Source organism: Streptomyces sp. NBC_01317 (assembly GCF_035961655.1).
GTDB lineage: Bacteria > Actinomycetota > Actinomycetes > Streptomycetales > Streptomycetaceae > Streptomyces.
Genome location: NZ_CP108393.1, coordinates 907,162 through 923,652, shown reverse-complemented (window position 1 = coordinate 923,652; position 16,491 = coordinate 907,162). Strand labels below are relative to the sequence as shown.

Below are 16,491 nucleotides of genomic sequence, written 5' to 3'. Positions count from 1 at the left end.
GCGCGCCCGGGGCGGGGCGGGGCGGGAGCGACGAGGACGTCGGTCCCGCCCGCCGGATCCGGTGCGGCCGACCCCGTCGCCCGGAGCGCGGGCGCCTTCGGCGTGTCCGCCGAGGGTTCCTGCTTGCCCGGTCCTCCGGCGAGGAAGACCACGGGCAGCACCGGCAGGATGCACGGCGACACATAGGTGAGGGAGTCAGCGGGTGAGGAACTCCAGGGTGTCGATCACGCGGTTCGAGAAGCCCCACTCGTTGTCGTACCAGGCGACGACCTTGATGTGGCGGCCCTCGACGCGCGTCAGTGCCGAGTCGAAGATCGCGGAGGCCGGATTGCCCGTGATGTCGGACGACACCAGCGCGTCCTCCGAGTACTCCAGAAGACCCGCGAGCGGTCCTCGCGCGGCGGCGCGGTACGCCTCCAGCACCTCGTCGCGCGTCACGTCGCGGGCGACGGTCGTGTTGAGTTCGACGATCGACCCGACCGGAACCGGTACGCGGATCGAGTCGCCCGACAGCTTGCCGTCCAGGTTGGGCAGGACATGGCCGATCGCCTTCGCGGCGCCCGTGGTGGTCGGCACGATGTTGACGGCGGCGGCGCGGGCGCGGCGGGGGTCGCGGTGCGGGCCGTCCTGGAGGTTCTGCTCCTGGGTGTACGCGTGCACGGTGGTCATGAAGCCGTGCTCGATGCCGGCGAGATCGTCCAGTACGGCGGCCAGCGGCGCGAGCGCGTTGGTCGTGCACGAGGCGTTCGAGATGATCGTGTGCGACGCCGGGTCGTACGCGGCGTTGTTGACCCCGTATGCGAGCGTCACGTCGGCGCCGTCCGACGGGGCGCTGACCAGCACCTTCTTCGCGCCCGCTTCGAGGTGCGCGCGGGCGGCCTTCGCGGACGTGAAGCGGCCGGTCGATTCGAGGACGATCTCGACGCCCAGCTTGGCCCAGGGCAGCTGGGACGGGTCGCGCTCGGCGAGCACGGCGATGCGGTGGCCGCCGACCACCAAAGTGTTCCCGTCGACGGTCACCGGGCGGCCGAGGCGGCCCGCCGTCGAGTCGAAGGCGAGCAACCGGGCCAGGGCGGCGGGCTCCGTGAGGTCGTTGACGGCGACGACCTCCAGGTCGGTGTCACGTTCGAGCAGCGCGCGCAGCGCGTTGCGTCCGATACGGCCGAATCCGTTGATGGCGATACGAGTCATGAGTGGTGTCCCTTCGGTTCACCTGAAGTCTCGCGCGCGGGGTCGGCCGACGGCAGCGGCGCGAGTGCCATGGTTCAAAAGGATCACGCCACTGGGTCAGTGGCAGTGTGCTATTCGCCTTTGGTGAAGGTGCGACGGTATTCGCTCGGCGTGGTGTCGAGGATGCGCTGGAAGTGCAGCCGCAGATTGGCACCCGTACCGAGGCCGACGTCGGCGGCGATCTGCTCGACGCCGCGCTCGGAGCGTTCGAGCAGCTCACGGGCCAGGTCGACGCGGGCGCGCATGACCCACTGCATCGGCGTGTACCCCGTGTCCTCGGCGAAGCGCCGCGAGAACGTGCGCGGCGACACCGCCGCGTGCCGGGCGAGCACGTCGAGCGTGAGCGGCTCGTCGAGCCGGTGCAGCGCCCACTCCCGGGTGGCGGCGAACCGCTCGCCGAGCGATTCGGGCACGGTGCGCCGTACGTACTGCGCCTGACCGCCGCTGCGGTACGGGGCGGCCACCAGGCGCCGGGCGGCGTGGTTCGACGCGGACACTCCGAGATCGCGGCGCAGGATGTGCAGGCAGAGGTCGATGCCCGAGGCGGCGCCCGCCGACGTCAGCACACTGCCCTCGTCGACGAAGAGGACGTTCTCGTCGACCCGGACCGAGGGGTGCCTCGCCGCGAGCGCCCGTGTGTAGTGCCAGTGCGTGGTGGCGCGTTTGCCGTCGAGCAGGCCCGTCGCGGCGAGAGCGAAGGCGCCCGTGGAGATCGCGGCGAGGCGCGCGCCGCGATCGTGGGCGGTGATCAGCGCGTCGAGAACGGCCCGCGGAGGGTCGTCGCGGCCAGGGAACCGGTAGCCGGGGATGAAGACGATGTCCGCCCAGGCCAGCGCCTCGGGCCCATGATCGACCCAGTACGACAGCCCGTCACCGCCGGCCACGAGCCCGGGCGCCGCCCCGCACACCCGTACCTCGTACGGCATGCTCGCGCGGGTCGTGAACACCTGCGCGGGAATGCCGACATCGAGCGGCTTCGCGCCTTCGAGTACGAGGACGGCGACGCGTTGCGGGGAGGGAGCGGTCACGGGGGCAAGCGTACGACGGGGCTGTGCGTACGGCCCGACGTCTCCGCCGCTCACGCCGATGGTGGCGTTGGTCTCGGATTTTTGGCTCGTGCAGGGGCCTTGCCGCGTAACAGCCTTGCTCTGAGCGGGAGTTGGGGGTTCTTGATCCTTGCCTTGTTGGTGTGCCGCGTGCATATTCCAGGGGAAGCGTCGGTCCGGCGGGGATCGGTGCGCGGTGGGCGAGGGGCTGTGGCTGTGGCGGATCTGTTTGCCATGGACCTTTCGTGCCGGGTGTCGACGGAGGGCCAGCGCCCGATCGGGCAGTTGGCCTGGACGAGTGGGTAGGCGGCGACCACCGACGTCGAGTGACGGCGTCGGGGGCACCTGTCCGTCGCTGATGACAATGGTCGCGTCGGCGGACCCGCGCACGGCGGGACTGCTGGAGATGGATGGTGCGGCGGTCGACGGCTGGCTCACACGTCCGAGCCCTCAAGGGGGGTTCACACAGGACCTTCGCCGGTCGACCGCGCCCGTCCAGGAAACAAAGATCGCCCGCAGAGGTATCGTCCATGGCTCTGCCCTGAGGAAACCCCGTTGGGTGGTGGAGCGGACCTTCGTCTGGCTCCATCAGTTCGAACAGCTGCGGACCCGCTACGAAATACGCGCCGGCCTCCACCTCGGCCTGCTCCAACTGGCCTGCGGCATCATCTGCTTGCGACGACTCCGAACGTCATTCTGAAACGATCAGTCAGGACGTGAGGTCGGCTCTGATCCGTTCCGCCACGTGTGCGGCGTCCGTGCCCATGCCGTACAGGATGCCGGAGGCCCGGTGTGTCATCCACGGGAACCCCACGACGTGGACACCTGGAAGGGGTGTGTCTCCCCGCCGGTGCTTCGGGACGCCGGTGGGGGTGAGGAGTTCGTCGGGCAGCCAGGCCGTTTCGGGGCGCATTCCCGTGCACCACAGGACGGTTGAGATGCCTTCGCCCAAGGCGTCGATCTCCGTGGGGGCGGCCGGAACGGTGTCGAGGGGCAGCTCGGCGGGGTCGGTGTCCGCCGGTCCTGCCTCTGCCGGTCCCGTCTCCGGCGGGCGGCCTTGGAGGTACTGGTCGACCTGGGTGCGAAAGCGTTCCGCGAAGGCGTCCGCGCCCCGCATGTGGTCCGCGAGGTCGTCGGCGAAGTGGAGACGTCCGCCGTGGATGCCGGTGAGGCGACCGAGGAGGACGACGCCGTCCCGGGCCAGCTGCTGGAGCGCCAGCGTGCGGCCGCCGTGCGTGCCGCTCAGGGCCGGCTGAGGTGCGCGCCGCGCCTCCGGCGGCGCCTGCTCGGTGGTCTGGTCGAGCATGCCGAGGTGCCGCAGCCAGGCGAAGACGTCCTGGTCACGGTAGCGCCGGGGGACGCGTCCGACGGCGCTGGTGGCGAGGAAGACGCGCCGGCCCGCGCGGCGCAGCTCGTCGGCGATCTGGGTGCCGGTCTGCCCGCTGCCGACCACCACCACCGCGCCGGGGGGCAGCTGCTCCGGGCGCCGGTAGTCGTTGGCGTGCAGCGCCGTGATGCCGGGGGGTACGTCGACGCCTGCCGGGACCTTCGGCAGACGGAGCGCGCCGCTCGCGATCACCACCGCACGCGTGGACCGATCGCCCTCCGACGTGTTCAGGACGTACCCGCCCATTTCCCTGCGAAGCCCGTGGACCTCGACTCCCGTACGTACGGGCGGGCCGGTGTCGCGCACGTACCGGTCGAGGAGTTCCACGAACGTGTCGCGGGGCAGGAAGGCGTCGTCCGGGGTGTCGTCCGTCATCCGCAGGCCGGGCAGTCTCACGGACCACGCCGGGGTGACCAGGGCGAAGCTGTCCCACCGAGCCGAGCGCCAGGTGGCGCCGACGCTGTCGCGCTCCAGCACGACGTGCCCGACGCCGAGCCGGGCCAGGTGCCAGCTGGTCGCCAGCCCGGCCGGCCCGGCACCGACGACGACGGCGGGGACGCGGGACGCGGGGGAGCGGGATGCGGAGGTGGTGGACATGGGGGGCTCACCTGCGGGTTCTCGAAGCGGTGGTGATCTGGCCTCTCCAGCCTGCCATCTCGGGCGGATCGCCGCGCTCTGTGGAACGGGAAGGTGTCATGGCTGGATGCGCCGTGCCGCAACAACCGCTGAACTCAGTGGTGTTGTCAGCACCCCGGTGGCGTCCAGGGCGGGATGCGTGAGGTAGAAGAGGCGTAGCTCATCCACTTCGCCGTCGAAACGAGGCGGCCAGTCGGGCGACGGGGTGAAGTCGTCGAAGATGAGAAGGCCGCCGGGAGCGAGCAGTTCGACCACCCTCTGCGGATCGTCACGCTTTCCCCCGCCGTCGCAGAAGAAGACGTCGAACGGGGCGTGCTCCTCAAGCAGCCGCCAGTCCCCGGTGAGGACGCTGACGCGCCGGTCGTCCGCGAAGAGACCGGCCGCTCGGCGGGCCAGTTCCTCGTCGCGCTCCACGGTGATCAGACGCGCGCCGGTCCCCAGGCCGCTGTGCAGCCAGGCGGTGCCCACTCCGGAGCCGGTGCCGCTCTCCGCGACGGTCCCGTGAGGCTTCGCGGCGGCGGCCACGCTGAGCAATCTGCCCACCTCGGGGAGGCAACTCTTCCTGAATCCCGCCTCGGAGGCGACCCGCTCCGCGGCCACCACCCGAGGCGGAACCGTACGTTCTGCCATGGCCGCGCTCCCTCGCCGTCGTCCCCACCATGCTATCCATCACGTTTCGCATGGGAGGAGTGAGCGAGGGCAGGCGAACGCCATGACGAATGTGGACGAACTTTCCGACCGGTACGCGCCCGACGCAGCTACTTCGCTCATCCATTCCTTCATCGAGGCGCTCAACGCCGGCGATGTCGACCGGCTGACTGGCTGTTTCGCCGAAGGCGCCATCGTCAACGACGCGGGGCGCGAGATACGGGGCAGGGAAGCGATCGGGTCCTGGGCGGAGCGGGAGTTCCTGGCCCAGGGTGGCCGTATCACTCCGACGCGGATGCACCCCGTGAGCGCACTCGGCGGTGACGTCGTCGTCGAGGCGGAACTGACCGGCCCCCGTCGCCACGGCCCTACGACACTTGTCGTCACCCTCACGGAAGGCGCGATCGCTCTTCTGCGGCTGAGGGCCTGAGGGATTGAGGGCCTGCGGTGCGGGGTGGGTCGTCCGCAGGTGTCAGTTCCGGGAAACCGGGCACTCGGTCCCCCTCACCCGTCGCTGCCGAGACCCGCAGGAGCGTACCCATGGCCGTTCGGCACCAGCTCATCGCCCGTAGGCCCGACGCCGTCTGGGCCGTCCTGTCGGACGCGTCGCGTTACGCCGACTGGGTCGTCGGGACCTCCGAGACCGAACCGGCCGAGGGCCAGTGGCCGGAGGTCGGCGCCTCGCTCGCCTACACCGTGCGGCTGGGCCCCCGATCGTTCGAGGGACACACGGTCGTCCGGCGCTTCGAACCGCCGCGGATCCTCGAACTCGAAGCGCACAGCGGCCCCCTCGGGACCGCGCGGATCGCGTTGGACATACGGCCCTGGGGCGAGCAGACCCTGGTGATCGTCGACGAACACCCGCTGCGGGGCTGGGGCGCCCTGGCCCACAACGTGGTCCTCGACACGCTGATCCAGCTTCGTCACCGCAGCATGCTCGGACGGCTCGCGAAGGTGGTCGAGGAGACGTACGAGGCGTCCGAGCGGCCGGCATCTGCCCGGAAGGGCTGACGACGACGGACGCGGTGGTGGTCGCCGGGCCCAGCGGGCTCGTTGCTCGGCGGCGGCCGGCGGGTGCGGGCGGGTGCGGGGGCACGGCCTTCGGCCGTAGTGTCCTCAATCGCCGGACGGGCTGGAAGTGGCCGGAGGCCCTGGATATGTGCGGATCGGTCCGCGTCGCCTGACGTGGTGATCTGCCGGTCGGGTCCGGCACCGCGCACTGGTCCGCCGGCGGCACAGGGACCGGCTGCCGGCTTACGTTTCGGCAGCACTCTGACGCCGCCGGGGCCGTCGACTGGTCTGCTTCGGCCCGCGCAAACAGAGCTGGTCCCCGCCGAGGTCACCTGCTCACCGGCGGGCAGGGAGTGGGCATGGGCCCGCACCCACGCTGCCCGGGGCCGGCCGCCCTCGCGGCGCGTGGACGTGACGGCACCCGGCACCCCTGATCCGTACGCCGATCAGGTTCAGTGCTCCTGATCTGTACGGAAGGGGCCCGGGTGCTTCGTCCCGCCGGATCCGTATACCGACACCGACGCCGGCCGTCAGCGCCGGATCACGCGACGGGGCACCGTCACTTGCTCCGCCCGCCGTTGCGGATCAGCAGGTACGCGGCGAGCACCAGGCCGGCGGCGATCAGCGGTGCGCGGTTGTTCCGGGCCGTCGTTGCGAACTGGCCCGCCCTGTCGCTGAGGGGCTGGGGCGTCTGGTCCGCCGCGAAGCGCCCGACCCGCGAGGCGGTGTCGCGTACCCGCGCCGCGGCCCCCGCCGCCGTGTCGAGAACCGGCGCCGGTGTCTTGTCCATGAACAGCCGCGCGGCCTGATCCGTCTTGTCGTGGATCTGACCGCCGACCTGTGTCGCCTTGTCCGCCACCTGGTCCTTCACGACCGCGGCCTTGTCGGTCACCTGGTCCTTGACCACCGCGGCCTTGTCGGTCACCTGGTCCTTCACGACCGCCGCCTTGTCCGCCACCTCGTCCTTGGCCACCGTCGCCTTGTCGGCGACCTGGTCCTTGACGGCCGCCGCCTGCTCCTTCATCGCGGCGGCCTGGTCCTGGACGCGGGCCTGGACGTCGGCCTTCGCCGCCAGCGCGTCGATCGTCCGGCCGACCTCGTCCCGCGTGTGCTCCACCTGCGCGCGCAACTCTTCGGGAGTGGGGCCGGAATGGTTGCTGTCTCGCTGAGTCATCGGTGTGCCTTCTCCTTGATCTCGGCCACATCGGCCTTGACGCTGTCGATGGTCTGTTCCGGTGTGGGCGGGACGGCCTTCGTGACCTGCCTCTTCCCCGCCACCGCCAGGAGCGCGGCGACCGCGGCCAGTCCGGCGGTCACGACCAGGGCCGAGGCCCACACGGGAAGCACCAGCGCCAGGGCGGCGATCACCGCCACCACCAGGGCCTGCGCGGCCAGGACGCCGACCAGGCCGGCGCCGCCGAAGAGGCCGCCACCCGCTCCGAGGCGCTTCCCCTTCTCGGTCATCTCCGCCCGGGCCAGCTGCATCTCCTCGCGTACCAGCTGCGAGAGCTGCCGTGTCGCGCGCGTCACCAGGACGGATGTCGTGTCCTCCGCGCCACCGGAGGGTGCGTGCCGTTCCGCTGTGGTCATGTACCTCTCCTTGCCTCGCACGGTCGTGTCCTCGCGGCTACCCCGCAACCCGCCTCACAACCGGGTGGGCGTGTTCGCCGTCACTTCATGCGGCGGCGCTCCTCGTCGGTCCACGAGCGGGTGTCGCGCGGTGCCACGTAAGGCTCCTCGTCGGGAGGACTGCCTCCGGCGATCGCGCGCTGGCGGGCAAGTTCGGAGTCGAACTCCAACCCGAGAAGCACCGCCAGATTGGTGATCCACAACCACACCAGGAAGATGATCACCCCGGCGAGGGTCCCGTACGTCTTGTTGTACGAGGCGAAGTCGGCGACGTAGAACGCGAAGCCGGCCGACGCGATCATCCAGATCAGCAGCGCGAGGAAGCTCCCCGGGGTCACCCACCGGAACCCGCCGCCCTTGGCGTTGGGAGCGGCCCAGTAGAGCAGCCCGATCATGATCGCGACCAGCAGGAGCAGGACCGGCCACTTGGCGATCGACCACGCCGTCAACGCGCCGTCGCCGATCCCCAGAGCGGTGCCCGCCTGGCGGGCGAGACCGCCGGTGAAGACCACGATCAGGGCGCTGGCACACGCCAGGACCATCAGGACGACGGTCAGGATCAGGCGCAGCGGCAGCACCTTCCACACCGGCCGGCCCTCGGGCATGTCGTAGACGGCGTTGGAGGCCCGGATGAAAGCGGCGATGTAACCGGACGCCGACCACACCGCCAGCGCCAGACCCACCACCGCGAGGAGCGAGCCCACCCCGCTGCCGTTGCTCCGTACCTGCTCCACCGCGTCGGTGATCACGTCCCGGGCCGAGCCCGGAGCGAGCTGCCGCAGGTTGTCCAGGATCTCCCGGGTCGCCGACTCACCCGCGATGCCCAGCAGGGACACCAGGACCAGCAGGGCGGGAAAGAGCGCGAGGACCCCGTAGTAGGTCAGCGCGGCCGCCCGGTCGGCCAGGTCGTCCTCCTTGAATTCCCGTACCGTGCCGCGCAGCGCCGCCCACCACGACCGTGCGGGCAACTCGGTCGGCCGGTCGGGCGCCTCCTCCTCCACCTGCGCGCCCGGACCCACGCCCGCGTCCCGGCCCGCGTCGACGCGCTCGTGCGGTCGCTCCCGCTCCCGCTCGCGTTCCTGTCCGTGATCCGGCTTGAGTGATTCGGGACCCGGCTTCGGTGAAAGGGCTGCCATACCCTGCGGCTTTCCGCCCTGGCCCCACTCATGCCTCGCGGAGCGCGCCTGGGTCGCGGCGAGCACCGCCATCACGGAGGTGGCCGCGGCGGCTACCGTGAAGCCGCCGTGTGCGCCGTAGGCGTCCACCATCCGCCCGGACATCGCCGCCGCACCGGCCGCGCCCGCGGCGCTCGCCGAGCCGAGCCAGGTGAACGCCTGGGTCAGAGCGGCCCGGTCCACCGACGCGGTGGTGAGCACCGAGGAGAGCACCAGGATCGGGGGGACGGCCAGTCCGGTGACGGCGAGCGCGAGCCCCAGCCCCGGAACCGAGTCGGCGGCGAGCAGGGGCAGACAGCTCAGGGCCGACCAGGCCGTCACACAAGCCAGTTGTACGCGCGGTGTGCCGCGCCACCGGCGCAGCCCGTAGAGCCAGCCGGCCAGCAGGCTCGCGCAGTTCGACACCGCGTAGAGCGGCGCCGCCGCGTCCGCCGTACCGTGCTCCACCGCGAAGGCCGTCACTGAGACCTGCATGGCGCCGAAGTACAGGCCCAGCGTGAGGTTGACCCCGACCTGCGCCGCGAATTCCGGCCGCAGCAGCGAGCGGCCCGCGCGCCCGCGCTCGGCGGCGCCGGCCGTCGCGGGTGCGGTACGGCGCTGCGCGGCGAAGGCCAGCCCGCCGCCCACCACCAAGGTCGTGGCCAGCGCCATGCCGAGGGCCGGGCCGAAGCTCGCTCCGACGGTGGTGACCAGGGCGGGACCTGCCAGGTAGCACAGCCCGTTGCCGAGCGATTCCAGGGCGAAGGCGGTGGGCAGCGCCACGGCCCGCCCGCCGTGCAGCAGTGCCGTCCAGCGGGCCGCCGACAGTGCGCCGAGCTGCGGGATCGTGGCGCCCACGAGCGCTCCGCCCGCCGTCATCAGCCACGGTGGGCCGTGGTTCCCGACCACGGCCAGGAGGGCGCCCACGGCGGTGGTGTGGGTGAGGAGGACGGGCGGCAGGACGCGGGTCTGGCCGAAGTGGTCGATCAGCCGGGCGAGTTGCGGCCCGACCAGGGCCTCGGCGACGGCGAAGGCGCCGGTCACCAGGCCGGCCACGGCGTAGGAGGCGGTCCTGCCGTGCACCAGCCAGATGATGCCGAGGCTGGTCATGGCGATGCCGACCCGGCCGGCGGTGGCGCTGAGGAAGAAGGCCGCCGCACCGGGGGTGCGGAGGAGGCTGCGATAGGTCGCCGACAACACGGCGCGTCTCTTTCGCTGCCCGGCGGGGCGGACCACACGGGGTCGTCGGCGTCCTGAGGTGCCGACCCGTGGTCATCGCCTGGAACCGTCCAGTGCTGGCGTGGAGAGGGGACGCGCGCCCCACGCCGGCTCCGTCACCGGGCAGAGGTCTCTCACGTGGTCTTGAGCGGTCTCGGGTGATCTCGGCTGTACGAGTGGCTCGACCCTAGGCTCCGCGCAGGTGTCTCGTCCAGACGCGTTCAGACGCGTCCAGAGGCGTTCCAGACTCGTCCGGACGGTCCAACGGGACGAGGGGCACGGCGTGAAACGAGTCAGGACCGGGCAGTCGCAGAGAAGTCCGGAACGCGGAGGAGAGTGTCATGCCGGCAGGATCGAGCCGTAAGCGGGAACGCCAGTACGAGCACATCAAGGAAGGCGCCGAGAAGCGCGGCACCCCGGAGAAGCGGGCCGAGGAAATCGCGGCGCGGACCGTCAACAAGGAGCGGGCTCGCTCGGGCGAGGCGAAAACCGCCAGTAAGACCTCTCTCCGCGACCCCAAGTCCGCTTCCCAGCGCGGTGGCGAACGTTCCCACAGCGGAGCCCAGGGCCCGACGAGGGATCAGCTGTACGAAGAGGCCAGGAAGAAGAACATCGACGGGCGCTCGTCGATGAACAAGCAGCAGCTGCGCAAAGCCCTCGGCTACTGAACCCGGCTGACCCGGCGACTCGGCTGACCCGGCCAGCGATACGAGAGCGGCTACCCCTCCTGGGGGCGGCCCTCCACCCGGGCCCGTACGGTCCGTTCGACGGCGGCCCGGTCCAGCGTTTCGCGCTTCGCGTACCGCGTGATCGCGTCCTTGATGTCGCGATCGAGGTCACGCCACGCCCGCCAGGCCGTCTCGTAGGTGGATCTCTGTCCCTCGGTCCACGGTTCGACCGCCGGTGGCCCGAACGCCGCGCGTAACTCTCCCGCGCGGTCGTGTGCCTTGTCGGCGGCGCGCTGCAATTCGACCAGTTCGTCCAGGGTGTCTGCCACGTACGTAGCTTAGGGACTGTTCGCGGGTTCAGAGGGTGACATACGCCTCTCAGTTCGGGCCCGTGTGCCGTCCGGGGTCTGTGCTTCTGGGACCTGGTACCCGGCAATGCCGGGGCATAACGCCCAGCTGAGTCCGACGCGCCCCGGCGCGCCCCGGCACGGGGAGGCGGGTGATCCGGGGCGGCCAGGGCAGGCCGTGCCCCGACCCTATCGGCGGTTGGCATGTTCCGGAGGAAAATGCCAGAACTCCCCACGGGACGCGGCACGTTACGTAATCTCACGGTCACTGCCGTACGCACGTGCGGCTGCACGCAAGGCTGGGGAGGGACTCCGCGTGCCCGGAATCGACGCATGCCTCCAGGAGGCCATGAACCTGCCGGGAGCGCGCGGGGCGGCCGTGGTCGACTGGACGAGCGGACTCGCGCTCGGTACGGCGGGGGAGTCACCGAACGGCGACCACGAGGCCACGGCGGCGGAGACGGCCGAGTTGGCCAGGGCGGCGGCCGAGTATCCGGCCTTCGCGCCCGACGCGCCCGGCGGAGGCGTCGCGGGCCGGGCGGACGACGGGCCCCCGGCGCCCAAGAGGTCTCCGGCGGACAACGGGGCCGGCCCGGCGCCGGGTGACACCCCCGACGGGCCGCCCGTCGAGGACCTCATCCTCACCACCCGTACCGGGTACCACATCCTGTGTTTTGTCGAGACGACCTTCGACAGCAGTGTGTTCCTGCATCTGTGGCTCGACCGCGACACCGGCAACCTCGCGCTCGCCCGATTACGGCTGCGGCAGCTCGCCGCCCGGCTGGTGCTGGCATGACCGCCGCCGTGTCGCCCATGCTCGTCCGGCTCGCGGGGGAGCGGGCCACCGGCGCCCTCTTACGAGACCAGGGCACGCTCTACCTCGCCGACGGCCGCATCGTGCACGCCGAGAGCCCCGCCGCCCCTGGTGTCGAGGTCATGCTCACGGCCGGCGGCCGGCTGCCGTACGAGGCGTGGGAGAAGGCCATCGAACACGCCGGAAGCCGGGGCGCCGTAGGCCGGTTCCTCGTGGAGAGCGGGTATCTGGGCGACGGTGAGCTGGAGATCTGCCACCTCGGGGCGCTTTTCGACGCGGCGTTCTTCGCCCTGGCTCCCGGCAGCGGTCCGACCCGCTTCCGCTACGGCGTGGCGCACTGGTTCGGTCCCGTACGGCCGGTCTCCGCCGACGCCGTCCAGCGGGAGACCCTCCGCCGTCGGCGGCTGCTGGACCACGTCTGGCCGTACGCGGCCGTCGACACCGCGCCGGTCGTCGCGCGCGCCCCGGCGGCCGGGCAGGCCGTCACCCGGCGGCAGGGCGCGCTGCTGGAGCTGGCCGACGGGGCGCGTACACCGGTGAGCATCGCCTGGAGCCTCGGCCGCCCGGCGTTCCACACCCTGCTCGACATCCGCAGGCTGGCCGCCGCCGGACTGGTCGAGACCCCGCCGGACGGGACGGAGATCGCCCCAGCGCCCGTCCCCTCCTGGGTCGCCACCGTCTCCGCGGTCAACTCCGACCCCGACATCGCTCTGCTGCGCCGGCTCCGCGACGCCCTGGAGGCCTATCTGTGACGCCCCGCTCCGGCCCGCCGCCGCCCCGTGCCACCGCGCCCGGCGCCCTGCCGCCCCGTACCACCACGTCCGGCGCCGCGCCGCCCCGTACCACCGCGCCCGGCATCCCGTCGGACCGTTCTTCCGACCTTCCGTCATGAGACGCGCACTGCGCCAACGCGCCGAGAGGAGACAACTGATGACGGCGGAAGCCGAGGTGCTCGGCGAACTCAGACGGCTGCGCGCCGTCCTGCCCCAACTCACCGGCGCGCTCGCCGCCACCACCGACGGCCTGGTGCTCGCCGAGGACGCCCCGGGCGTCGAGGCGGAGTCCATGGCCGCGCTCACGGCGGCCGCGCTGGGCGTCGCGCTCCGGCTGACCGAGTCCACCGAACAGGGGCCGTTCCGGGAGCAGTTGGTCCGTGGGGAGCGGGGGTACGTCGCGACGTACGCGGCCGGCTCCTCGGCGGTCCTGACCCTCCTGGCCGAGCCCAGGACCAACGTCGGCCGGCTCCATCTCGAAGCGCGCCGCTCCAGCGCCCGTATCGGCGAGCTGGTCGACGACGCGCTCGACCGGCGATCGAGGAGCTGAGGCGTCACCCATGACACCCCCCACCCCCGCCAAAGAACCGGCCACCCCGGCCGAACGCCCACGAAGACGACGAAAGGGAAGTGCCCTCACCATGGTCACCACGGAAGCCGCTCTCAAAGAAGCCACCACCTCCATAGAAGGCGCTCTGGGCGCCGCCCTGGTCGACTACTCCAGCGGCATGGCCCTCGGCATGCTCGGCGGGGGCAAGGACCTCGATCTGACGGTCGCCGCCGCGGGCAACACCGATGTGGTCCGCGCCAAGGTCCGCACGATGGAGATGCTGGGCATCAAGGACGAGATCGAGGACATCCTCATCACGCTCGGCACCCAGTACCACCTGATCCGGCTCCTCAAGGGACGCGGCAAGACCGGCCTCTTCCTCTACCTGGCGCTGGACAAGGGCCGGGCGAATCTGGCGATGGCACGCCACCAGCTGATGAGGATCGAGGCCGATCTGGAGGTCTGAACGTTGCACGGACGGTCCGGCGATCAGTCCGGCAGCAGGTGCGAGACGAGGCCGCGCGCCCGGTCGAGAGTGAGGGGGCCTCGGTGAAGACGGCCCGGTACTAGAAGGGCGCGAGCACGGCGTCCGTGGCGTGTTCCAGGGCCGGGGGCTGATGCCCCCGGCCCTGTTCGCGTTCCGGGGCGTCGGCTCCGGCGCCTCGGTGCCGGCGGCACCGTCTCGCACGTGGTCGCACTCGACGGGCCGCACTACCTGTCCCTGTTCCCGGCGCGGAGCGAGGAGCGGGCCGGCGCCCTGCTGGGCCTGTTGCGCGACGACTTCCCCGTGGCGGTGCGCGGCCTGGTCGAAGGAGGCTCCCCGGCCGGGACCGACCCGGCGCGCGAGGACGCCTGCTTCCGGAAGATGGTCAGGGTGCGCCGGCCCGGGGGGCCGCGTGCCATCGAGGGCCTGGTGCGCCGGGACATGGACGCGGCGCCGCGCGAGACGAAGCAGCCGGTCACCGTGTTCGCCGTACGTGATCTGGTGGCGCGGGAGGCGTTCGACCGCTACGCCGACCGCCTCGACATCGTGCTGGTCGACCTGGGCAGCCATCACTTCCACGTGGAAGCCCCCGAGGCCATGGCGAGGCTGCCGGCCGCCGTCGTGGGCTGACGGGACGAACGCGCGCGGACAAGCCCGGGCGGCGGTGGGCGCCTACGCTGCACAGGGAACAGGTCGGACGAACAGTCGGCCGAAGTAAGGGGAGCATCTGTGGGAAGCGACCGCTCCGGTACGCGGGACAGCGCGTGCGGCGCGCCCCATCGCATTCCCCCAGGGCAGCGCCATGTGCACGGCTGGCCCGTCTCGCACTACGGCCCCGTCCCCCGGTTCCGGCCCGAGCGATGGAACCTGCGCGTCTTCGGAGCGACCGCCGGCGGGGACGAGCGCACCTGGACCCTCGACGAGGTCACCGTCCTCCCGCGCGTCACGGTGGTGGCCGACCTGCACTGCGCGACCGGCCCCACCTCGACGGACCACGAGTGGTTCGGGGTCGCGGGCACCACGGTCCTGGACCTGGCGCCGCCCGCGCCCGAGGTCACGCACGTCATGGCCTGGGCGGAGTACGGCTACACGGCCAACCTCCGGCTCAGCGACTTCACGGCCCCCGAGACCCTCCTGGCCACCCACCACAACGGTGAACTCCTCACCGCCGAGCACGGTTTCCCCCTGCGCCTCGTCGTCCCGCACCTCTACGGCTACAAGGGCCCGAAATGGCTGCGCGCCATCGAGTACCTGACCGAGGACCGGCGCGGCTTCTGGGAGGAACGCGGTTACCACAACATCGGCGACCCCTGGACGGAGCAGCGCTACGCCCACACGGAGCAGGAGACCGACGAACAAGTGACGGACAGGGGACAGGGCGGACACGCCCCCGGCGACAGGGCGGACGCGCCCTAGGAGCGGGCCGCTTCCACCGCCGTGAACGCGCCCAGCGTGACCAGCGCCCCGCCCGCCGTGCCCTCCAGGACCCGGGTCACGCGGGGGCGCCACAGCCAGGCCATGAGGCGGTCCGCGCCGAAGGCGACGAGCAGCAGCCAGGAAGCGGCGATCACCGCGTCGACCACCCCGAACAGCAGCGTCGTCGCCAGGACCGAATGCCCCTCGGGCAGGAACTGCGGGGCCACCGCCACGAAGAAGATGCCGACCTTCGGGTTGAGGAGGCAGCTCACGATTCCCTGCCGCAGGGCCCGCGCGGCAGGGATCGCCGGTCCGGGCGGGGAGGGCAGGCCGTCGGCCCCCTCGGCATCAGCCGCGCCCGCACCCGCGCGCAGCGTCCGCAGCGCCTGTACGCCCAGCGCCATCAGGTACGCGGCGCCCGCCAGACGTACGGCCACGAACGCCGCGTCCCACCGCTGGAGCGCGGCGGCCGGCCCCACGGCCACCGCCACCGCCCACACCAGCGATCCCGCCGCCGCGCCGACGGCGGTCGCCGCCCCGGCCCGGCGCCCGCCCCGCAGGCAGTTGCGCAGCACCAGCAGCGGATCGGGCCCCGGTACGACGGTCACCACCAGCGCGAACAGCGCGAACCCCAGCAGGGCACCGGTCACGCCAGGTCCAGCAACTGCTCGTAGAAGCCGCCGAATCCGTGCCGCTCGTCCACGAGGTGGAGTTCCAGGATCCAGTGGCAGACGCGCCCCGCACGGTCCGTACGGCGCAGCGGGTTGTGGTTCTCCGGGGTGATGTACGACTCGGCTCGCGCGCCGTCGTTCGTCTCGTGCGGGAACTCGCCGACGAGGTGACCCGCGTGCCAGATGCCGACGCTCCAGCCCGCCTCGGCGGCCAGGCGCTCGACCTCGGCGTGCAGCTGGGCGCCGGTGATGTCCGGATCGGCCGCGAACGCGGCGCGCCCGTCGTCGAAGATCCTCGGCAGGTCGTGCAGGAGCCGGTGCTTGACCGGGTCGCCGCCGAACACGTACGTGCGCCCGAAGTCCGCCTCGTACTCCTCGAAGATCGGGCCGAAGTCGGCGAAGGCGATGTCGTCCTCACCGATGACCCGGTCCGGCGGGGTCTCCCGGTACGGGAGCAGGGTGTTGGGCCCGGAGCGGACGATTCGCTTGTGCCAGTGCTTGGTCGTACCGAACATCTCGTTGGCCAGGTCCCTGATGTGGTCGCTCGCCTCCCGCTCCCCGACCCCGGGGGCGACCAGGCCCCGCGCCTCCACCTCCTTGAACAGCGCGATCGCCTTCTCCTGCGCCCCCACCAGACCCGCCACCCGCCGGGCCTCCTCCGGCCCCGCCGTGTCGACCGTCATACCGAACCCCCTACCGATCAGCTCACATCCGCACACCAATGATCGCTTCCCGGGGGGCAGATGAGAAGGCCGGGCCGTTGATCGGCGGCGTCGATGACGTGATCGACAAGAGGTCTTGGACGGACG

Annotated in this window: 19 protein-coding genes and 1 pseudogene; 10 read left to right on the top strand and 10 right to left on the bottom strand. The window is 71.8% G+C overall.

The features are described 5' to 3' along the window. Window positions 1-195: 195 nt before the first annotated feature. On the bottom strand, window positions 196-1,191 hold the full coding sequence (gene gap / locus OG349_RS03890) for a type I glyceraldehyde-3-phosphate dehydrogenase (RefSeq protein ID WP_327233237.1): 996 nt from the start codon (window positions 1,189-1,191) through the stop codon (window positions 196-198). A 110-nt stretch (window positions 1,192-1,301) separates the two neighbouring features. Further along, a complete protein-coding gene (locus OG349_RS03885) occupies window positions 1,302-2,258 on the bottom strand; it encodes a GlxA family transcriptional regulator (protein WP_327233236.1) in 957 nt (318 codons plus the stop codon). Between the two features lie 523 nt (window positions 2,259-2,781). Here OG349_RS03885 and OG349_RS03880 point away from each other — a divergent pair. Then, window positions 2,782-2,976, top strand: a pseudogene (locus OG349_RS03880) (transposase); the annotation flags it as partial. Between the two features lie 9 nt (window positions 2,977-2,985). On the opposite strand, the gene OG349_RS03875 reads toward OG349_RS03880, so the two are convergent. Together OG349_RS03875 and OG349_RS03870 are read right to left on the bottom strand one after the other, a co-directional pair. Continuing rightward, window positions 2,986-4,260, bottom strand: a complete 1,275-nt coding sequence (locus tag OG349_RS03875) for a flavin-containing monooxygenase (RefSeq protein ID WP_327233235.1) — start codon at window positions 4,258-4,260, stop codon at window positions 2,986-2,988. 96 nt (window positions 4,261-4,356) lie between these two features. Beyond that, window positions 4,357-4,929 (bottom strand): O-methyltransferase, encoded by a 573-nt coding sequence (locus OG349_RS03870; protein WP_327233234.1) that lies wholly within the window; start codon window positions 4,927-4,929, stop codon window positions 4,357-4,359. 82 nt (window positions 4,930-5,011) lie between these two features. On the opposite strand from OG349_RS03870, the gene OG349_RS03865 reads away from it, so the two are divergent. Together OG349_RS03865 and OG349_RS03860 are read left to right on the top strand one after the other, a co-directional pair. After that, a complete protein-coding gene (locus OG349_RS03865) occupies window positions 5,012-5,377 on the top strand; it encodes a nuclear transport factor 2 family protein (RefSeq protein WP_327233233.1) in 366 nt (121 codons plus the stop codon). A gap of 110 nt (window positions 5,378-5,487) precedes the next feature. After that, window positions 5,488-5,958 carry an SRPBCC family protein gene (locus OG349_RS03860; protein WP_327233232.1) on the top strand — a complete coding sequence of 157 codons (471 nt, stop codon included), beginning with the start codon at window positions 5,488-5,490 and terminating at the stop codon, window positions 5,956-5,958. Window positions 5,959-6,517: 559 nt separating this feature from the next. Here the strand turns inward: OG349_RS03860 and OG349_RS03855 are convergent. The 3 genes from OG349_RS03855 to OG349_RS03845 all read right to left on the bottom strand — a co-directional run bounded on the left by OG349_RS03855 (window position 6,518) and on the right by OG349_RS03845 (window position 8,723). Next, window positions 6,518-7,132, bottom strand: coding sequence for a DUF3618 domain-containing protein (locus tag OG349_RS03855; RefSeq protein ID WP_327233231.1), 615 nt, complete (start codon window positions 7,130-7,132; stop codon window positions 6,518-6,520). Then, window positions 7,129-7,548: a phage holin family protein gene (locus OG349_RS03850; protein WP_327233230.1), complete on the bottom strand. Its 420-nt coding sequence runs from the start codon at window positions 7,546-7,548 to the stop codon at window positions 7,129-7,131. Before OG349_RS03850 ends, OG349_RS03855 begins: the two co-directional genes overlap by 4 nt. An 80-nt stretch (window positions 7,549-7,628) precedes the next feature. After that, the gene (locus tag OG349_RS03845; RefSeq protein WP_327238432.1) at window positions 7,629-8,723 is read right to left on the bottom strand and encodes a YihY/virulence factor BrkB family protein; all 1,095 of its coding nucleotides are present in this window, start codon (window positions 8,721-8,723) and stop codon (window positions 7,629-7,631) included. A 1,577-nt stretch (window positions 8,724-10,300) separates the two neighbouring features. Between OG349_RS03845 and OG349_RS03840 the strand changes: the two genes are divergently transcribed. Continuing rightward, complete coding sequence (locus tag OG349_RS03840; protein WP_327233229.1) at window positions 10,301-10,627, top strand: plasmid stabilization protein; 327 nt, start codon at window positions 10,301-10,303, stop codon at window positions 10,625-10,627. Window positions 10,628-10,677: 50 nt separating this feature from the next. On the opposite strand, the gene OG349_RS03835 is transcribed toward OG349_RS03840, so the two are convergent. After that, a complete protein-coding gene (locus OG349_RS03835) occupies window positions 10,678-10,956 on the bottom strand; it encodes a hypothetical protein (protein WP_161310266.1) in 279 nt (92 codons plus the stop codon). 334 nt (window positions 10,957-11,290) lie between these two features. On the opposite strand from OG349_RS03835, the gene OG349_RS03830 reads away from it, so the two are divergent. The 6 genes from OG349_RS03830 (at window position 11,291) to OG349_RS03805 (ending at window position 15,011) form a co-directional block, all read left to right on the top strand. Continuing rightward, on the top strand, window positions 11,291-11,770 hold the full coding sequence (locus OG349_RS03830; protein WP_327233228.1) for a hypothetical protein: 480 nt from the start codon (window positions 11,291-11,293) through the stop codon (window positions 11,768-11,770). Continuing rightward, window positions 11,767-12,540, top strand: a complete 774-nt coding sequence (locus OG349_RS03825) for a transcriptional regulator (RefSeq protein ID WP_327233227.1) — start codon at window positions 11,767-11,769, stop codon at window positions 12,538-12,540. Before OG349_RS03830 ends, OG349_RS03825 begins: the two co-directional genes overlap by 4 nt. Window positions 12,541-12,676: 136 nt before the next feature. Beyond that, on the top strand, window positions 12,677-13,111 hold the full coding sequence (locus OG349_RS03820; RefSeq protein ID WP_327233226.1) for a roadblock/LC7 domain-containing protein: 435 nt from the start codon (window positions 12,677-12,679) through the stop codon (window positions 13,109-13,111). 91 nt (window positions 13,112-13,202) lie between these two features. Continuing rightward, entirely contained in the window at window positions 13,203-13,577 is a 375-nt protein-coding gene (locus tag OG349_RS03815) for a hypothetical protein (protein ID WP_327233225.1), read from the top strand. Window positions 13,578-13,799: 222 nt separating this feature from the next. Then, on the top strand, window positions 13,800-14,225 hold the full coding sequence (locus tag OG349_RS03810; RefSeq protein WP_327233224.1) for a hypothetical protein: 426 nt from the start codon (window positions 13,800-13,802) through the stop codon (window positions 14,223-14,225). Between the two features lie 99 nt (window positions 14,226-14,324). Beyond that, window positions 14,325-15,011 carry a molybdopterin-dependent oxidoreductase gene (locus OG349_RS03805; RefSeq protein ID WP_327233223.1) on the top strand — a complete coding sequence of 229 codons (687 nt, stop codon included), beginning with the start codon at window positions 14,325-14,327 and terminating at the stop codon, window positions 15,009-15,011. Here the strand turns inward: OG349_RS03805 and OG349_RS03800 are convergent. Next, complete coding sequence (locus OG349_RS03800; protein ID WP_327233222.1) at window positions 15,008-15,661, bottom strand: LysE family translocator; 654 nt, start codon at window positions 15,659-15,661, stop codon at window positions 15,008-15,010. The two genes, OG349_RS03805 and OG349_RS03800, sit on opposite strands and share 4 nt — an antisense overlap. Further along, on the bottom strand, window positions 15,658-16,365 hold the full coding sequence (locus OG349_RS03795; RefSeq protein ID WP_327233221.1) for a M24 family metallopeptidase: 708 nt from the start codon (window positions 16,363-16,365) through the stop codon (window positions 15,658-15,660). The genes OG349_RS03800 and OG349_RS03795 overlap by 4 nt, the downstream gene beginning before the upstream one ends. Window positions 16,366-16,491: the final 126 nt, after the last annotated feature.

Coding starts and splice junctions, on each gene's coding strand:
- gap (WP_327233237.1), bottom strand. CDS start 1,191: ATGACTCGTATCGCCATCAACGGATTCGGCCGTATCGGACGCAACGCG.
- OG349_RS03875 (WP_327233235.1), bottom strand. CDS start 4,260: ATGTCCACCACCTCCGCATCCCGCTCCCCCGCGTCCCGCGTCCCCGCC.
- OG349_RS03870 (WP_327233234.1), bottom strand. CDS start 4,929: ATGGCAGAACGTACGGTTCCGCCTCGGGTGGTGGCCGCGGAGCGGGTC.
- OG349_RS03865 (WP_327233233.1), top strand. CDS start 5,012: ATGACGAATGTGGACGAACTTTCCGACCGGTACGCGCCCGACGCAGCT.
- OG349_RS03860 (WP_327233232.1), top strand. CDS start 5,488: ATGGCCGTTCGGCACCAGCTCATCGCCCGTAGGCCCGACGCCGTCTGG.
- OG349_RS03855 (WP_327233231.1), bottom strand. CDS start 7,132: ATGACTCAGCGAGACAGCAACCATTCCGGCCCCACTCCCGAAGAGTTG.
- OG349_RS03850 (WP_327233230.1), bottom strand. CDS start 7,548: ATGACCACAGCGGAACGGCACGCACCCTCCGGTGGCGCGGAGGACACG.
- OG349_RS03845 (WP_327238432.1), bottom strand. CDS start 8,723: ATGGCAGCCCTTTCACCGAAGCCGGGTCCCGAATCACTCAAGCCGGAT.
- OG349_RS03840 (WP_327233229.1), top strand. CDS start 10,301: ATGCCGGCAGGATCGAGCCGTAAGCGGGAACGCCAGTACGAGCACATC.
- OG349_RS03825 (WP_327233227.1), top strand. CDS start 11,767: ATGACCGCCGCCGTGTCGCCCATGCTCGTCCGGCTCGCGGGGGAGCGG.
- OG349_RS03820 (WP_327233226.1), top strand. CDS start 12,677: ATGAGACGCGCACTGCGCCAACGCGCCGAGAGGAGACAACTGATGACG.
- OG349_RS03815 (WP_327233225.1), top strand. CDS start 13,203: ATGGTCACCACGGAAGCCGCTCTCAAAGAAGCCACCACCTCCATAGAA.
- OG349_RS03795 (WP_327233221.1), bottom strand. CDS start 16,365: ATGACGGTCGACACGGCGGGGCCGGAGGAGGCCCGGCGGGTGGCGGGT.